Source organism: Pseudoalteromonas ostreae (assembly GCF_018069805.1).
Taxonomy (GTDB): domain Bacteria; phylum Pseudomonadota; class Gammaproteobacteria; order Enterobacterales; family Alteromonadaceae; genus Pseudoalteromonas; species Pseudoalteromonas ostreae.
Genome location: NZ_JAGPYN010000007.1, coordinates 135,353 through 151,992, shown reverse-complemented (window position 1 = coordinate 151,992; position 16,640 = coordinate 135,353). Strand labels below are relative to the sequence as shown.

13 protein-coding genes are annotated in these 16,640 nt (G+C 39.7%); 3 read left to right on the top strand and 10 right to left on the bottom strand.

Annotated features, from left to right (window positions below; genetic code table 11):
* Positions 1-18: 18 nt before the first annotated feature.
* Entirely contained in the window at positions 19-408 is a 390-nt protein-coding gene (locus J7338_RS07635; protein ID WP_210796496.1) for a hypothetical protein, read from the bottom strand.
* A gap of 691 nt (positions 409-1,099) precedes the next feature.
* The gene (lepB, locus tag J7338_RS07630; protein WP_210796495.1) at positions 1,100-1,750 is read right to left on the bottom strand and encodes a signal peptidase I; all 651 of its coding nucleotides are present in this window, start codon (positions 1,748-1,750) and stop codon (positions 1,100-1,102) included.
* Between the two features lie 190 nt (positions 1,751-1,940).
* On the opposite strand from lepB, the gene J7338_RS07625 reads away from it, so the two are divergent.
* Positions 1,941-2,636 carry a flagellar brake domain-containing protein gene (locus J7338_RS07625; protein ID WP_210796494.1) on the top strand — a complete coding sequence of 232 codons (696 nt, stop codon included), beginning with the start codon at positions 1,941-1,943 and terminating at the stop codon, positions 2,634-2,636.
* A gap of 53 nt (positions 2,637-2,689) precedes the next feature.
* On the opposite strand, the gene J7338_RS07620 is transcribed toward J7338_RS07625, so the two are convergent.
* The 4 genes from J7338_RS07620 to aceK form a co-directional block, all read right to left on the bottom strand.
* Positions 2,690-2,944: a DUF2999 family protein gene (locus J7338_RS07620; protein WP_210796493.1), complete on the bottom strand. Its 255-nt coding sequence runs from the start codon at positions 2,942-2,944 to the stop codon at positions 2,690-2,692.
* 62 nt (positions 2,945-3,006) lie between these two features.
* Positions 3,007-3,969: a zinc-binding dehydrogenase gene (locus J7338_RS07615; RefSeq protein ID WP_210796492.1), complete on the bottom strand. Its 963-nt coding sequence runs from the start codon at positions 3,967-3,969 to the stop codon at positions 3,007-3,009.
* Positions 3,970-3,990: 21 nt separating this feature from the next.
* A complete protein-coding gene (locus J7338_RS07610; protein WP_210796491.1) occupies positions 3,991-4,383 on the bottom strand; it encodes a hypothetical protein in 393 nt (130 codons plus the stop codon).
* A 51-nt stretch (positions 4,384-4,434) separates the two neighbouring features.
* On the bottom strand, positions 4,435-6,252 hold the full coding sequence (gene aceK, locus J7338_RS07605) for a bifunctional isocitrate dehydrogenase kinase/phosphatase (protein ID WP_210796490.1): 1,818 nt from the start codon (positions 6,250-6,252) through the stop codon (positions 4,435-4,437).
* A 104-nt stretch (positions 6,253-6,356) separates the two neighbouring features.
* On the opposite strand from aceK, the gene J7338_RS07600 reads away from it, so the two are divergent.
* Positions 6,357-7,304 carry a LysR family transcriptional regulator gene (locus tag J7338_RS07600; protein ID WP_210796489.1) on the top strand — a complete coding sequence of 316 codons (948 nt, stop codon included), beginning with the start codon at positions 6,357-6,359 and terminating at the stop codon, positions 7,302-7,304.
* Positions 7,305-7,453: 149 nt separating this feature from the next.
* Positions 7,454-7,903 carry a hypothetical protein gene (locus J7338_RS07595; protein WP_210796528.1) on the top strand — a complete coding sequence of 150 codons (450 nt, stop codon included), beginning with the start codon at positions 7,454-7,456 and terminating at the stop codon, positions 7,901-7,903.
* Between the two features lies 1 nt (position 7,904).
* Here the strand turns inward: J7338_RS07595 and icd are convergent, their stop codons facing one another.
* The 4 genes from icd to J7338_RS07575 all read right to left on the bottom strand — a co-directional run bounded on the left by icd (position 7,905) and on the right by J7338_RS07575 (position 16,640).
* On the bottom strand, positions 7,905-9,164 hold the full coding sequence (gene icd / locus J7338_RS07590; RefSeq protein ID WP_210796488.1) for an NADP-dependent isocitrate dehydrogenase: 1,260 nt from the start codon (positions 9,162-9,164) through the stop codon (positions 7,905-7,907).
* Positions 9,165-9,283: 119 nt separating this feature from the next.
* Positions 9,284-11,986, bottom strand: a complete 2,703-nt coding sequence (locus J7338_RS07585) for a 7TM diverse intracellular signaling domain-containing protein (RefSeq protein ID WP_210796487.1) — start codon at positions 11,984-11,986, stop codon at positions 9,284-9,286.
* Positions 11,987-12,016: 30 nt separating this feature from the next.
* Complete coding sequence (locus J7338_RS07580; protein ID WP_210796486.1) at positions 12,017-14,287, bottom strand: TonB-dependent receptor; 2,271 nt, start codon at positions 14,285-14,287, stop codon at positions 12,017-12,019.
* A gap of 106 nt (positions 14,288-14,393) precedes the next feature.
* A complete protein-coding gene (locus tag J7338_RS07575; RefSeq protein WP_210796485.1) occupies positions 14,394-16,640 on the bottom strand; it encodes an NAD(P)-binding protein in 2,247 nt (748 codons plus the stop codon).

Genomic DNA, 16,640 nt, shown 5'->3' with positions numbered 1-16,640 from the left:
TGCGGCTACCCGGTTAACTTAACGTTTGGATGACCATACCCAAATCATATAATTGGTAAAAGAAAAAATTATAAGTGGTATACCGAAAAACATTAAACCAAAATAAGGCCCTGTTAGTGCTGATATTAAGTAGTAACCTACACCTTTAAAAGGCTCACCTGAAATTAACTCAAATATACTTCTTAAAAAGCTCGATAAATACAGAGCTAGAAAGCCCATGCCCAAACCTAAAAGCTGTACTTGGTACTTTTTGGTTTGTCTGTGAGTTATTGGAGCAAAGTAATAGCCAACTATAAACCCTGAAAGTGCGCAAAAGCTACCGACGAGATCTGTGCCCAGCCAAATGAATAGTGGCCAACTGGCAAAAGATAAGATGACTGCATATTTCAGCCTTTCTGAAACTCTCAATATGGGCACCATGTTAAGTTAACACCCGCATAAATTGCGGAAAATGCTTGGCTATAATTAGCGAAGAATGAGAGCCAGCCAAGCGTTTGAAGTCATTTTTGATGTGTTTATTATACCTTCTTTATCAGTAATTCACTTATTTTATAGACTCGAAAAAGTCCCATACAAAAAGTGATTAAGCCATCATTTTTCTGCGGAGCTCGGTAATTCACAGTAATATAAGCCACATTTATCGAATCAGTCTTAATTGTAAAGGTTGATACTTTATAATCAGCTAGCTCATGATTGCTTTCAAAAGCATATGGTTCAGAAATAATTGTAGGGACATACAAGGTTACCCTATCAATCTCACCTAGAGAGATTACAGCAGTTACAGCCTCAGCAACACCATAATTAACAGGGTAATAAACCGTTATTTCTGATAAATCAGCGAAGTTATCTTGAGTTATAAACGCCGCTACTTTCTTTATTTCGCTTTTTTTATCACAAGAAAAAGTTGATATTTAAGTAAATAAAAATAACAAAGCTAAAAGTTTCACTGAGCTTCCTAGAAGGTATAACAATTTTATCTACGGCATTTATCTTAGCTATCAAATAAATACCTGTAAATAACTAGTTAACTTCACCTTATTTTTTGCACTACTATTCTTTATCAGTGTTATCCTTTATAAGACTATAACAGCGCTTACTATTACTGTAATTCTTTTAGAAGCCTGTTTTTACGTGGTAAGTAATAGTCATCGTAATCCAGTGAAACTATCACCCGCTTTGCCCTTCCGAGCAATTCAGCTCTTGGTACTAAGCCTATTACTCGTGAATCAGCACTGTTATCACGGTTATCCCCCATTGCTAAATACATATCTGTAGGGATGATAAGTGGATCAAAATTTTGCATATAAGAGCGCTGCTTAGCGAGTTTTACGGTATGTTTTATGCCATGCAAATTCTCTATTTCCACTCGGTTTATGGCGGTTTCAGCTACAGTTTCGTAATTAAGCTTTTCACCGTTAATAACAAGTTGATTATTAACTAAAGCAACAGTGTCTCCCGGTACACCTATTACTCTTTTTATTAGGCGGTTTTGTGCCGCAACAGAATCAAATACAATAATATCGCCGGCCTGTGGCTCGGCTAGTTTGACCAGCGAAATTTTAGTAAAAGGCACTCGTAGGTCATACGCCATTTTATCTGTCAATATACGGTCGCCCTCAACAATGGTTGGCTGCATTGAGCCTGTAGGTACTTCGTACCAGTCAGCCACTGCACTTCTAAAAACACACATCAGCGAGATAAATACGATTAACGAGCGGTTATTTCTCCATACTTTATAAAGGTATTTCACAGTTTTGTTCCATAAGTTAGTATGCTATTTAATAGACAAAGCAGATATTTATTAGTTCAATCAACTTTATAACAAGGCATGTATACTTTTACTAATTAAGGCTAAAAACTAATACCAGTCGTTTTTCGTAGTGATTTTTTAGCTCTTTTGATGGATACTATTCGGAACAAATAATAATAACTACGCATATATGGAAATTATACACGGCAAACCTGCGCAAGCTAGCAAAGCTAAGTTTTGTTTAGACTTACTGCCAGGTAAATTAATCGACATTCAGTTCACTAATCCATTAAGTGTCAGATTCAAACTCTCTTTAGTTGGCTATGAAGCTGGTAAGTATTTAATTTTAAAGTATCCTGTTCAAGCCAAAAAAAACCAATATGCTGATGTGTTAAAAGAAGGCAATGGCGCGATTGTACGTTATATAGTCGAAGGTGAACGTGGCGAGTGCGTCGCATTTTCAACCACTATATTAGCTATTTCGTTTCGACCAGAAAAGTTACTTTACCTTGCTTATCCTAAGAATATTGAGAGTCGGCAACTGCGTGAAGTCAGCCGTTTACAAACCCATATACCAGCAAAGATTAGCATTAATAAATTGCATACTTATGAGAGTGAAAATCTATTGCAAGGTTTGATCATCGATATTTCACCGACTGGTTGTCGCTTTACTGTGCATGTTAATTCAGGGTTTTTAGCACTTAAAAAACGCCCTGTATTTGTGCATGTTCTATCACCAATCGACAACAGTGCCGTGGTGATCAGTGCGCATGTGCGCAACAATCAAATGCAGGGAGATCGTTTAAGTGTGGGCATCGAGTTTGCCGCACATGAACAACAAAAAATGCAAAACTTATTGGCCGCTTACACGATAGACATTGCTTAATAGTTGCATGTTTAACAAATGAGAGTCGCTAAGGTACTCTCATTGATAGCTCGTTATTGGTTTTTCAACTGCTGCTTAGCTTTTTCAAGCTCACCTTCACCAATACCAAGTGAATCAGCGGCTTCTTTGATTAAATGAGGCTGGGTCATTACTAAGCCCATCAGTGCTTGTAACTTCTCTGGTGGAATACCGAGTTGCTGCACAAGTGCCATTGCCATCATTGGATTTTGAGTAAATGCTTGAAAAATTTCGTGTACTTTTTCATCGCTAACATTGTGCTCTTTTAATGTTGCTATAATTGGGTTCATATTTTTGCCTTAAATCGCTTTATAGTTGCCCATAGTTATATGGGCAAACATTGGTTTTTAAACTACTGAACTAATAATACAACTTTTCCGGCATTTTCGTTTCGCTCAAGAATGGCGTGTGCCTCACCCGCGTCTTGCCAAGGCAACGTTTTATAAATATTAAAATCAAACTGTTGATTTACTATATCATCATAAAATTTTGCTACAAACTCATCTCGTAGTTGGCGTTTAAACGCTTGACTGCGATTGCGCAGTGTTGAGCCATGAAACGAAATACGCTTTTGTAACAAAAGTGCAAAATCGACCTCTGCCAAGCGACCATCTAAAAATGCCAGCATAATTATTTGGCAATCCATGGCGGCAATTGCTGCATTTTTACTTAAATAGCGCCCAGAGACCGGATCAACAATCACATTCGCCGTTAAACCATGGTTTTGCATGTAAGCAACAAAATCGTCGGTTTTGTAGTTGATTACATGATCGGCACCAAGCGCTTTGGCGTGTTCGCACTTTTCATCGCTACCTGCGGTAATAACAACCGTTGCCCCAATACGTTTAGCCATTTGAATAGCTGCCCCACCTACGCCACTTGCGCCAGCATGGATCAGTGCTGTTTGCCCTGCTTGTAACTTACCAAGTTGAAATAACGCACCAAACGCGGTTAAGTATACTTCGCTGATCGCTGCACCTTGCGCCATAGTTAAATCACTTGGTAAAGCCATTAATTGTGCTGCATCGACCGCCACATATTCGCTATATGCACCGCCTGCACACAAAGTAAATACCGCTTTATTAAGCCAGCTTTGATCAACCTCGGTGCCAAGCTCAATCACAGTGCCTGCGCATTCAAGCCCTAGAATGGGGCTGTCGCCTTGTGGCGCTGGATACTTACCTTGACGTTGCATACAATCAGCGCGGTTCACGCCGATAGCAGCAACTTTAATTAACACTTCATTAGTTTTTAATTGCGGTTTAGCGGTGTCGCTTAATGTTAAATGCTGATCTTGATGAGAAAAAAATTGCATTGCAGCTCCTGAATTGATGAGTTAATCGATTTTGCGCCACACTTCGGCTTCAACTAACTTACCATTTTCTGTCAAAGAATGATGCCACAAATCGCCTTCAATTTTGTAATCAAAAGCCATGGTTTTGCCAAGCAACGATTCAATATTACCGTAAGTAAAAGTCTCTACAAATTGTTGGTTTTTTAAGGTGTACTGCCCGCCACCTGCATAATGAAACTGACCATTTTTTTGGGTGATGTAATTAAAATGAGTGGCGGTTATTAGTTTAACTGAGGTCAGCTCTGGTGCTTTGGCAGTCACATAACCTTGTTCAACTGCATATTTCCCTTCCACAAACTCCCAACTGCCTAATAGCGGGTTAGCTAAAACCAGATGTGAGGTGATGAGTAAACTTGCTAATAATAGAGATTTCATGATTTTCCTTGGTTTTGTTTTATGAAACTTTACCTTTTTACACGCCCAAAATTAATCAGACTTATGGGTAATAGCCTTAGCCTGAAACCGCCAACTTTGTTTGTATGGATACACATCAGCCAATTGCCCAGCATTGATATCAGCTTGGCATTGCAGCCAAAAATCAGGACTAAATAAGTCTTGATGTTGCTGGCAAAAATGACTAAATGCTTGCTGTTCAGCACTAAAAAACACTTTAAACTGACTCGGGAATACATCATTTTCGGCAACATCAAAATAGCTTTCGCTACTTAGTTCATCAAAACTATTTTCACTGCTCGGTAAGTCTCTAAAGTTACAATCCGTTAATGGGCAAATTTCATCATAATCATAAAATACCACCCGCCCCCAACGGGTCACACCAAAGTTTTTCATCAACATATCACCGGGGAAAATATTAGCCCCGGCTAACTCTTTAATCGCCTTACCGTAATCAAGCATTACATTATTCAGTTGTTTATCGTCACATTGATTGATGTATAAATTAAGTGGTGTCATTTTACGCTCAACGTATACATGCTTAAGCACTAAGGCTTTATTTGCAATAGCCATGCTTGAGCCGATGCTCGCTCGCATATGGGTAAGCAATTCATCACTAAAACGATTTAAATCAAATGCTAAATAGCGAAATTCATGGGTGTCGACTAAACGACCGACTCTATCCGCTTGTTTTACAAAATCGTATTTCGCCATCACCTGTGCTTTGGTTGATGTTTTAGGCGCGCTAAATTTATCTTTTATTACCTTATAAACATAATCTGAGCCAGCAGTGGTAAATACTAGCATCACCATGCCTGGCGTGCCGGGGGCAATAATGTACTTATCATCAATGGGACTATTGTTAGTGGTGTCGACCTTATAGCGATAAAACTCGGTTTTGGCATGTTTAATAAAGCCAATGGCATTGAATAATTCAAATCGTTGCTTATGTGGCATTAGCACTGATAAGTAATCTACGTAGCGCGCGGGTTGGTCGGTATCAACCATAAAGTAGGTGCGAGCAAAGCCGAATAATAAACTCAGTTGATCTGCGCCCATCATCACCGCATCAAGCTTCAAACCGCTTTGCGTATGTAAAATAGCGACAGCGAAGGGCATGTTATCGCCATTTTTAGCGATACAACGACCGATTAGGTAGCAGGCTTTATTCCTGAAAAACAGTGAATTAGCGTATTCAATATAGCCATCGTTTAAATTCATCAGCTCATACACTTGACGACATTGCTGCTGAGCACCTAACGCCAAAGTACGTTGCAAAATATCAACATCATGAGCAAGATCTGTAAATTCTACCCGAAAAGCTTGGCGATAAATAAGGTGCTCCACCGCCTGGCTAAAGCCATTTTGCAATGAAATACGCCTTACTAAATTATCAAATGGCCGAGGTTTAGCACGGTATTTGGCTTTTAAAACAAATAAATGCACGGTGCGAATTTTTTTATCATCCCAAATCGAGCCAAAAGTTGAATTAAAAAATGTATGCGCAATCGGTTGGTTTTCATGATCTTGCACCATTTGGCCATAAATATGCTTTGCCTGCTGCCACAATCGCGGATCGTTGAGCTCTTTAAATGCAATGACTCGCACCGCTTCACTAACATTTTTAACTTGTCTTTCATATACTTGTAAACGCTCACGCATTGCCGATTGTACATTTTGCCATTGCCGTTGCTCAAAACGACTTTGTGCACCTAAGGTAATATTTAAAAACTCAGCAAACATCGCTTCAAAGCCTGCAAATACGGCACGCGCTAATTTGGTCGCAATGACTTGCTCAATTGCGTTGTTAGTTTGAGTCGATAACGTATTTGCTGTTTTTAGCTCTAGCATATTTCTATCACTTATGATGACTATGTCTATTTAGTGGTTTACACACCTTAGCAAGCACGCTTTAATTTAGATAATTAATACAGCGAATGAATAAGATTGATCAAATGAATATAAGAAATGTCGATCTCAACTTGCTTGTGTACTTGAATGTACTGATAGATGAGCAAAATGTCTCGAAAGCGGCAAATAAATTAGCATTAACCCAACCTGCAATGAGTAATGCACTAAAACGTTTACGTGATTTATTTGACGATCCACTCTTAGTACGTGCCGCAGGCTCTATGACTCCTACTGCAAAAGCGCTGAGCTTAAAACCTGAAATAGAAGCGCTGTTAAAAATGGCTGAGGCAATAACCCAACCCAGTGATATGTTTGATCCAACCACTGGCGAACTCACCTTTAGAATTATGGCGAATGATTATTTAGAATCAACACTAGTCGCGCCTTTTATTACCCAGCAACTCAATAAACATCCAGGACTTAATTTTGATGTGCTTAGCCCCAGCGATGTTAGCCTGCAAGATATGGAAAAAGGTAGCATTGACTTAGCCATCAATCGCTTCAACGGCCTACCGCGGTCTTTTCATCAGGCCAGTGTCTGGCGCGATAACTATTGCTGTTTAATGCATCCAGCTAACCCATACTTAAAACAGCCTGATCTAGAGCAGTACTTAGCATCAGAGCATATTTGGGTAAATCGTGCAGGCTGGGGGGCTGAAGCTGCCGTCACGAATAAATCTGGTAGCCAAAAGCTGGGATGGGTAGACGAAGCTCTTTGGCAGCTTGAACAAACTCGTCATATTCGGGTGTTTACTCGTCATTACATGGTGGCAAGTTTGCTATGCCAAGCGCCACAACTGATCGCCACACTACCAAGACGACAAGCAATGCTGCTAACTAAACATACCGAGTTAGTGATTAGTCCTGTGCCGTTTCAAATTGTCCCAATTGAAGTAAAAATGCTGTGGAGCCCATTACTGCATCATGCCAGCCCACACCTATGGTTACGCCGCGAACTGCAAGCGTTTGCTAATACGATTGCTGATCGCTAGAAAGCCCTAATTAAAATGGAGCTCTCTAGTTATTATTGATTAAATCAATATCAGTTATTGAAAACAACAATTTCATAAATAGTGTGCTTAGGGCTACAGTGAAGTCATACCAAATGAGTTAACCACTAACACTGAGAGACAACATTATGATGCAAACTACAGCAAGCTTCACCCAACAAGACGGATTATTTATCGACGGCCATTTACATGCGTTCATCGAACAACAACTTTGTAAGCAAACCACCCTTGAGTGTAATGATGTTTACCAAGCATTGGCGACTCTGGTTGATGAATTTGGCTGTCAATGTCGTAAAAACAAACATTTTGACAATGACAGTTTAGATGTACAAACGTTATTGCATGCGTATCAAGTTGAGCATAATCACCCGCATTGTCATGTTGATGCACAAACAACAACTGCGGTATTAGACGAATATTGCTGTCAGGTGCCAGCTATTATTGTTGTTTCTTTAATGGATACATTAAGCGGTACACCAAGCGATGAACATAATGCAAAAGCAATTTATCAACGTGCTGCAACACTGACTAATCGCCCTTGCATGTATCGTGCAACGCTCAATAACGCCAATGCAGCGTAGCTCATGAAACTTTTAAACGCTCGATTATCCTTTGTGTAAAATCACTGCAACTGAGGATGGTCGAGTTTTGCTGCTCTGCCTGTAAATCAAAGGTCACTTCACCGGCTATAAATGTCTGCTGTAAAGCCTGCTCTATACTGTTGGCCGCTTCGTGCCAATTCATAAACCGTAGCATCATCACCGCACTTAAAATACTACTAGTAGGATTTGCACTATTTTGTCCAGCAATACGCTCAAACGTGCCATGGGTTGGTTCAAAAAAAGCCACTTCGTTATTTAAATTTGCTGCGGGCATAATACCAATACCACCCACTTGTGCAGTCAACATATCTGCTAGATAATCGCCATTTTGGTTGGTTGTTACCACTACATCAAATTGCTCAGGATTCATTAACGCTTGCTGGAGCATGTTATCTGCAATCACTTCTTTAATAACTAACGGTGCCAAGCCCTCACGCGGTATTTCTAGCCAACGGCCATTGCTGTGTGGTATTGCTGAGAACTCAGTTTGCGCCACGGCAAACCCCCAACGCTTAAACGCACCATCAGTAAATTTAAGTACATTGCCTTTATGCACAACCGTTACCGAGTCACTATTTTGTGCAAGCCCATACGCTATTGCATAGCGCACTAGCCGCTCTGACCCTTCTTTAGAAATATTTTTAATGCCAATACCACATTGTTGATCAAAGCGCAGACGGGTTACGCCCATTTCTTGGCATAAAAAATCCAGTATTTTTTCGGCTTCGACACTGCCAGCTTGCCATTCAATTCCAGAGTACACATCTTCAGAGCTATCGCGGATCACCACAATATTGGTATTTTCAGGTTTTTTTAACGGTGACGGTAATGCGCAATAGCCTTTAATCGGCCGCATATTTACAAATAAATCCATTTCATGACGAAGAGCAACATTGAGTGAACGAAAACCTCCGCCAATCGGCGTGGTTAAAGGCCCTTTAATCGCTATTTTAAACTGCCGTACCGCATGAATCGTCTCTTGCGGAAACCAATCCCCATCATATAGCTGTGCAGCTTTTTCACCGTTAAAGACTTCCATCCAGTGAATTTTTCGTACTCCTTGATAACATAATTGTACAGCATGATTCACAACGTCACGCATACAAGGGGAGATATCCTGCCCTACTCCATCACCATCAATGTAAGCAATGATCGGCTGCGCCGGAATATGCCACACGCCTTTATTATCAATGCTAATTTGTTCACCCTGAGGTGGGATTTCAATGTGTTGATAACCCATAACCTGCCATATTTTTATTATAAAATACTCATATAAATATTAAACCATGGTTGGCAGTGAGTGTCGTGGTTTTAGCATCTATACTTATCATTCAACAACAAAATGATGAGCAAATTATGTTACTGCTCTGAATGGCATAAAATATCATCAATTTCGTCAAATACTTGATTAACTAAATGGCTATCTAACATCACGCTATCAGCTTTAAGGGCTTTGTCTAACTTAATTGCATGTTGATACAATGCCTCACACTCAAACATTCCAGCTGTTCCTTTCAACATATGAACACTTTGCGCAAACCCTACCATGTCGCCATCTGTATATTGCTGGGTTATTGTTTCTCGCTGCTTTTTAAGCCCTTCGATGTACACCTGTTTAAGGACCTCAAATTCACGCGCTGGTAATTTTACATCTTCAAGCATTTCAATATCCAAATAACTAGCAATTTTATGGCTAAATTCACTGCGGTCAATTGGTTTGCCAATATGATCGATAAACCCTTGTTTAAGATAGCGGTCAACTTCATGTTTCATGGTATTTGCAGTAAGAGCAACAATGGGTGTCGTTAATCCTGTTGCCTGCATAATGTGAATAGCTTGTTCGCCATCCATCACTGGCATTTGAATGTCTAATAAAATCAAATCAAATTGATGGTCTAGCGTTGCTTGCACAGCATCTTGGCCATTTTCGACTGCGGTAACCGTTAAGCCCATGCGCTCTAAAATACGTTTGATCAGCTCACGATTTTCTGGGTGATCTTCCGCCACCAGTACTTCACCCACGAGGTTTCGCTGATATTGGTGTGGCAGCTCTTTTTCTTTGCCTGAAAATATCTCATCAAAACTATAGATCCAACGCACTCGTTCAGGCATATGTAGCGTAATATTAAGGCTAAATTCACTGCCACTGCCAACATGGGAATGAACGGTGATATTTCCATCTAACTTTTCGGCTAAACTTTTTGAGATATTTAAACCGAGACCTGTACCACCATATTTACGTGAGATCGACGAGTCAGCCTGATAAAACGGCGTGAATAAGTCTTGTTGCTCAGCCTCAGTCATACCTATGCCTGTGTCTTTAACTTTAATAACTAGCTGCTCTTTGGTGCAACTCACTACTAATTGAATATGCCCTACAGTGGTAAATTTTAATGCATTAGCTGCTAAGTTTAATAGTATTTGCCGTAATCGGGTCGGATCAGAAATAATCCAATCTGGCAGTGGGAACTGGTAATCTACATTAAATTTGAGGCCTTTATCACGAATTTGTTTGCCTAGTAGCGATTCAATATGTGCAATAGTTGCAAATAAGTCAGTCTCAACTAAATCAATTTCAAGGCGATTTGCCTCTATTTTTGACATATCAAGTATGTCGTTTATGAGTCCTAAAACATGGCGGCTGTTTTGTAAAATAACCCGAATACCATGGTTTCGTTCGTGAGGTTTAATATCACCTAAAATAATACCATCTGCGTAACCTATAATAGAGGTCATTGGCGTACGTATTTCATGACTCATATTTGCTAAAAAACGGCTCTTAGCTTCACTGGCGTCAGTGAGTTCTGATGCCAATTGTTGTAACTCTTGTGTACGCAATTGCACTTTTTGCTCAAGGTTTTTATTAAGCTCAACATTCTCGTCATGTAAAATGCTAAATTTATTTGCCACTGCAAACGCGAGTAACATCGCATCTAAGGAGGTTCCAATCAAGCCTAACAAGTACAAATCGATTGCAATCGGCGTCAGTACACCTAAATTAGTTAAATTTCCTACCATGTTAGGAATTGCCATAGCAAGGTAAGCAAATACGAAATAACGTGCAGGCTTAAAGCCACTCATCCAACTACGAGCCCCAATGTACAGGCCTAAGCATAACGTACACCCCGTTACTATTGTTGCCCAAATAAACCCAAAACCGGGCCACATAACGGCAAAAGGTAAACCCGCTGTTGCCACCACAGCTAACATAATTGATGCTTTAGATAATTGTGGAAAACTGTCTTTCAACTTTAGTAAGCTATTGAAAAATAAAATATTTGTTAATGGTATTAAAACAAAGCCTAGCCAATGAAAATGGGCATTATAAAAGCCAAATAGTTGATCTGGGATATGGAAAAACTGGCTCCAAGCAAACACCCAACATGCTGTAAACAAGGCGTAATAAAGGTGAGTAACATCCCGTGCACCAAAATAAATTAATAAGTTATACAAACCCAGAGCAATACCTACCCCAAAGCACAGCATCATTACCATGTTTTCGATGGTGATCTGGGTAAAGAAGTCTGAATAGGGTTTTAATACCAATTTAGGAGGAGTGTAAAAGTAGTCACTTTCATACTTGGTGATCAAAAAGTAGCGTTTACCTGGTGTGAGCGCTATTTTGTTACCGTAATGGAAAGCAAATTCGTTTTTTTCCATACCACCAGTTACATAACGTGCGACCACAGATGTGGGATCGGACATATCATATACGCGTGTTTCAATGCCCGATACTAAGGTGTTGTAAGGAAACAACACTAACTCAGCTAGCTGAGTCTGGTTTTCAAGTTCAACAACTAACCAATAACTTCCACCATAATATGTGGTGCTCGTTTGTGGTTGTTTATTGTCAAGCCACGTTGCAATCTGAGTACTGTTTTCAGGAAACCCTTCATAACTTGCCGCTAACAAGGTACCAACTTGAAACAAATTGATATCTTGTTGTTGCTCTGTATAAATAAACACATCCGCAGACATTGTTGCACGCACTTCGCAGACATATGTTGTTATCAAGCCTAAAAAAACTACATACCAAAAACCTTGTATTGCTTTTAACAGCATACAATACACCTCAGTTTAATGACAAAAAGATTAAAACTGATAACTGATATCCAAGCCATAGCGGCGACCTTCCCCTTTAAAATCTTCCAACATGCCAAGGAAAGAGCTTAAATCAAACTTTAAATTACTGTATTCAGTGTCAAATAAGTTTTTACCCCAAAATACAAAACTAAGATTATCCAATTGATAACGAATATTACCATTTACTAAACTGTAACCGTCTTGCATAGCATAGGGGTTTTGGTTTTGATCAAAATAATACTCTGACTGATAATCAACTAACAACTGTGTTGTAAAGGGGTTACCTGCAAGCTTTATGCGATATTCGACTCCGCCACTAACATTCCATTTTGATGTAAACGGCAGCCGATTATGAGTCAAACTGTTACCTAAAGGATCAACAAATTCTTCAAATTCTGCGTGGGGAATGTAACCCATCGAAAAACGTATTGAAAGTGCGTCAGTGGCTTGATAATCAAGCTCTCCTTCAAGGCCATAGATCACTGAATCACCTACGTTTTCTAATAATTGCACGGGAGGCTTTTGTGGTGAACCTGATGGTTGGTTCATAAACACTTGCTGATCATTATAATCATAATAAAAAGCAGCCCAATTAAACCGTACACCTTGCTCAGGCCACCATGACTTAGTACCAATTTCATGCGCATTGAGGCGCTCTTTGCCATAGTCAGCTAATTCGGCTTGCTCTTGGGAAGATAAAAACCCGCCATTATAGCCACCACTTTTAATCCCATTTGCAAAACGGTAATAGCCGTGAGTTATATCGTTAATAAGGTAGTTCACAGCAAACTGGCCAGAAAAACCATTATCGGATTGATCCCCTTGCACATGATAAAATGGCACTAAAACCCCCGCTAAATCACTCGGATCAACTACCATATTTAATTGTGCCACTGAGTCATAATCAAGTGATTCATAGGAATAACGCAGTCCAACACTTAGCAACCAATCTGAATTAAATTGATAGTCTAACTGGCTAAATATAGCAATATTTTGTGTGTCAATTTGGTTATCATAAAAGAAGGTTGCGGTTAAGTCGCTGTCTAGTATACCGCGATAATCTCTTAAGATATCGTTAACATTGTTTTGTTTAATTGATTCATCTGCGTAGTAAAGACCACTAGTTAAAGTATGTTTATCCCATTGCGTTTGCAGGCGTAACTCTTGGCTAAATAAGTGAGTATCTAAACCAAGATTTCCTTCGCATAATCGCGCTGGTGAGCCATCGCAATTAAATGCATGATCACGCTTTAATTGATTATAACTACTAATCGAAATAACTTCGTTAAACTCATTTAATTGCCAATTAATATGCGCACTAAACCCTTTACCATCCGTTTTATGCGGAGAATCGTTATTAACTTTAACCGTGTAAAAGTCGTCACTGGCGTCATTAAAGCCAAATTTATCATAGCAATTTGTCGAACCTGCTTCGCTAGGACTACATAACTCACCAGTTAGTGGATCCGCAATTACACCAATATTACCGACAGGCTGCACAATACCCTGCCAATCTTCAAAGTGCCCTTGTAGCAATATTTGTAGAGTGTCAAAGTCACTTAATAGTGATACCCGTGCGTTGGTTTGTTGCATTCCTGCGGTAGGGGATTGCTCAAAAATATTCGTGCTTGAATAGTCATAGTCTTGATGATTTACAGCAACACGAAACGCGCTGTTATCGCTTAATTGATTGTTATACATAGCATCAATACTAAACGCATTATTATTTGCGATACCAGCAGTTAAATACCCTGAATCGTTAAACTCAGGGCGTTTAGTGCGAATTAAAATTGCTCCGCCAGTTGAATTACGGCCAAATAAAGTCCCCTGCGGGCCTCGCAAAATATCCACTTGTTCAATATCAAAAAAGTTTACAATCTGATTACTTGCAGATCCTACAGCAATGTCGTCAACATAAATAGCCACTGGTGATGTGTTCGCCGTATTGTAGTCAACTAAACCAACTCCTCTGATATTTACTGATGGTGGCGTGCCTTCAGCCGCATTTTGGCTAATTTTTAAATTAGGCGCAAATACCGATAACTCAGTTGAATCTTTGTAATGTTGATTTTTAAGGTTATCACCTTTTACCTGACTTATAGCAATGCTAACATCTTCAATTGCCTGCACACGTTTTTGGGCATATACCTCAATCACTTCGATATTATAACTAGAGACACTTGGATCGTCATTTTTTGCCTGTGCAGCGACAGATAAAATGAGGCTCGATGAGCACAGCAGTACTATATGATTTGAAAAAGGATAACGTTGGCTTTTCATTAGATAGGAACCTTAATATCGACATATGTAAAGATATTGTAATTATCTACGATTATAGACTAATTTATTGATTTAAGTCGCCAAGTTATCCATTAATTAGCTAGTTTTACTGTGCTTCAAAGGCATTTTCACCACTGATCTGCTGTGGATACCCACACAGTGCCCGTGCTGTTTGCATTCCAGCCATAACCGCCGCTTCAACACAGCCTGCATTAACACCTGTTTTGATCCAATCACCAGTAATAAATAAATTACTAAATTGCGTGCCATCTGTTGCTAAGCGGTATTGGCTGGACCCTGTAACCGACAACACATAACGCTCACTTGGATCAACATTCACCCGCCAGTACTGTTGTTCTAATCGCGCTGAATCTGATACATCATCCGTTGTATATAAGATTGACCAGTCAAAGTCACTATCGTTATAAGCTAACGGCCATAACGGCTGCATATTAGTTGTTACTAGCTGTGTTAAGTTAGTTTTTACTTGTGCTTTTGCTCTTGCAGGAAAGCCATGATCACTCTGTGGAGGGTACTCCTGACAAGGAAATGCACTACAAAAATAAGCAATATTCTGCGGACTATTGTTTGCAGGCCACTGCTCTTTATCAATTAAATTTTGCATTGCCGCCCAAGTATCAAAAGGTTCGCTGAAACCACTCAAAATTGGCCCCTCTTCACTTGGTGGCATATACTGCCAACCTAACTGTTGATCTGTTTTATTTAACCAAAGCTGGCTGGCTTGTGTTGCAACCGATAGAACATTTTTCGCTTGTGCAGCAAAGTTTTCGTCTATTACTAATAATTGCGGGCAAACATGCTCTAGTGATGCAACCGAAACCCCTAAGATAAGTCGGTCATAATCATCTTTAAATCGCAGTGTCTTAGCTGGTAATTGCTCACCAAAATGTGCTTCGTAACAGGCTGGCCAATCACTCCAAAATGACTCTAAATTTATATTATTTTGCTTTAGTAACAGCGCCTGTTCGGGGTTTATTTGCTGATAAAGAGGCTCACTTGGCCAGCAAGCTAGATTTTTCACATCAACTAACGGCTGATACTCTGATGTGCTATTTAAACTCACTTGCTGCTTTAATAACACAGACGCAACACAATCTTGGCCACTTTCATCAATCCCAGGGGTTAATTGTTGTAGCTGATGGAAGAACTCAAAGTTGACGCCTCTTTGTTTTAATAGTTCATACAATGGCGCAAAAATAACATCGCCCATTCCCGCCTGCATTTTCCACATTACCCCACCGCGATAACATAATGCGATTCTGAGCATCGCTAGTGCAGCAACTCCGGCTTCTACATTCGGCTTATTAAAATCACCTTGTGGGTAGGCAAATACTAAATCGTAAAAGCCACGCACAGGCGCAGAATCGACACTGTATTGCTTATTTGCGCCATTTTTTAATAACCACTGGCGAAAATCATACTTGTTAATAACACCAAAACCATCACGATAAACTTTATCTTTAATTAACCCAACCAGCATCGCTATCGCAAGATCGGCACAAATATAAATGCGTCTTAACTCTGCATTTTCATCCAGTAACTCGGTTAACTCTTGGTTAATCCAGCGCTTTAATTTTCTAACGATATACCAAATAACTAAACTATCTTTTTTCTCAGAAATTTGTGGATGTAATGTATTATTACTTTGCACAAAACTATTCAATTTATCGACGAGTAAGCTAGGTGTTGAGGTGATTTCATGATTAAGATTTTGTATATCACTGGTAAACGTTTGCCATGCATCACTGCCATCAGAAACCAGCGTCTGAATTTGTTGATGAAAGTGGCGTAGTAGATATCTATCTCGTGATTTTTTTGTCGTTAATTGCGTGCTTTTAGCTTGGTCATTGGCGGCTGATTCAAATTGTGGGATCCATTTTTTTAGCCATGCTAGGGTCATTTTTACAAAGTCCCACACGCTAATATCTAAACTACCATTCGCAGGATTGCCCGGTAAAACTGGAAAGTCGATAGGCCACGTTTGCCATTGTTCATCGATATGCTCCTCAAGGGCAATAAAGCTATGCGGTTTAAGCGCTTGTTGCCAAGTACTCAGAGCACTCGTTGACGGTCGCTGTAGCTTGTCGTATACAGTTTCAATGGTTTTAAAACTATTAACATAGGCACCAAACCAGACATGTAAACCATGCTCTTCTATACGTTGTCCCATGACAGCATTACGGCCACTGGCTCCTTTTCCTCCTAAACGCCAACCTTGTTGATATACAGTAATGTGCCTTTTTTGTTGCCAATTAGGTTGTTCAGTCAGGTATAAGGCTGCCGTCATTGCGGCAACACCACCACCAATAATAACTATTTTTTCTTGCTCCAT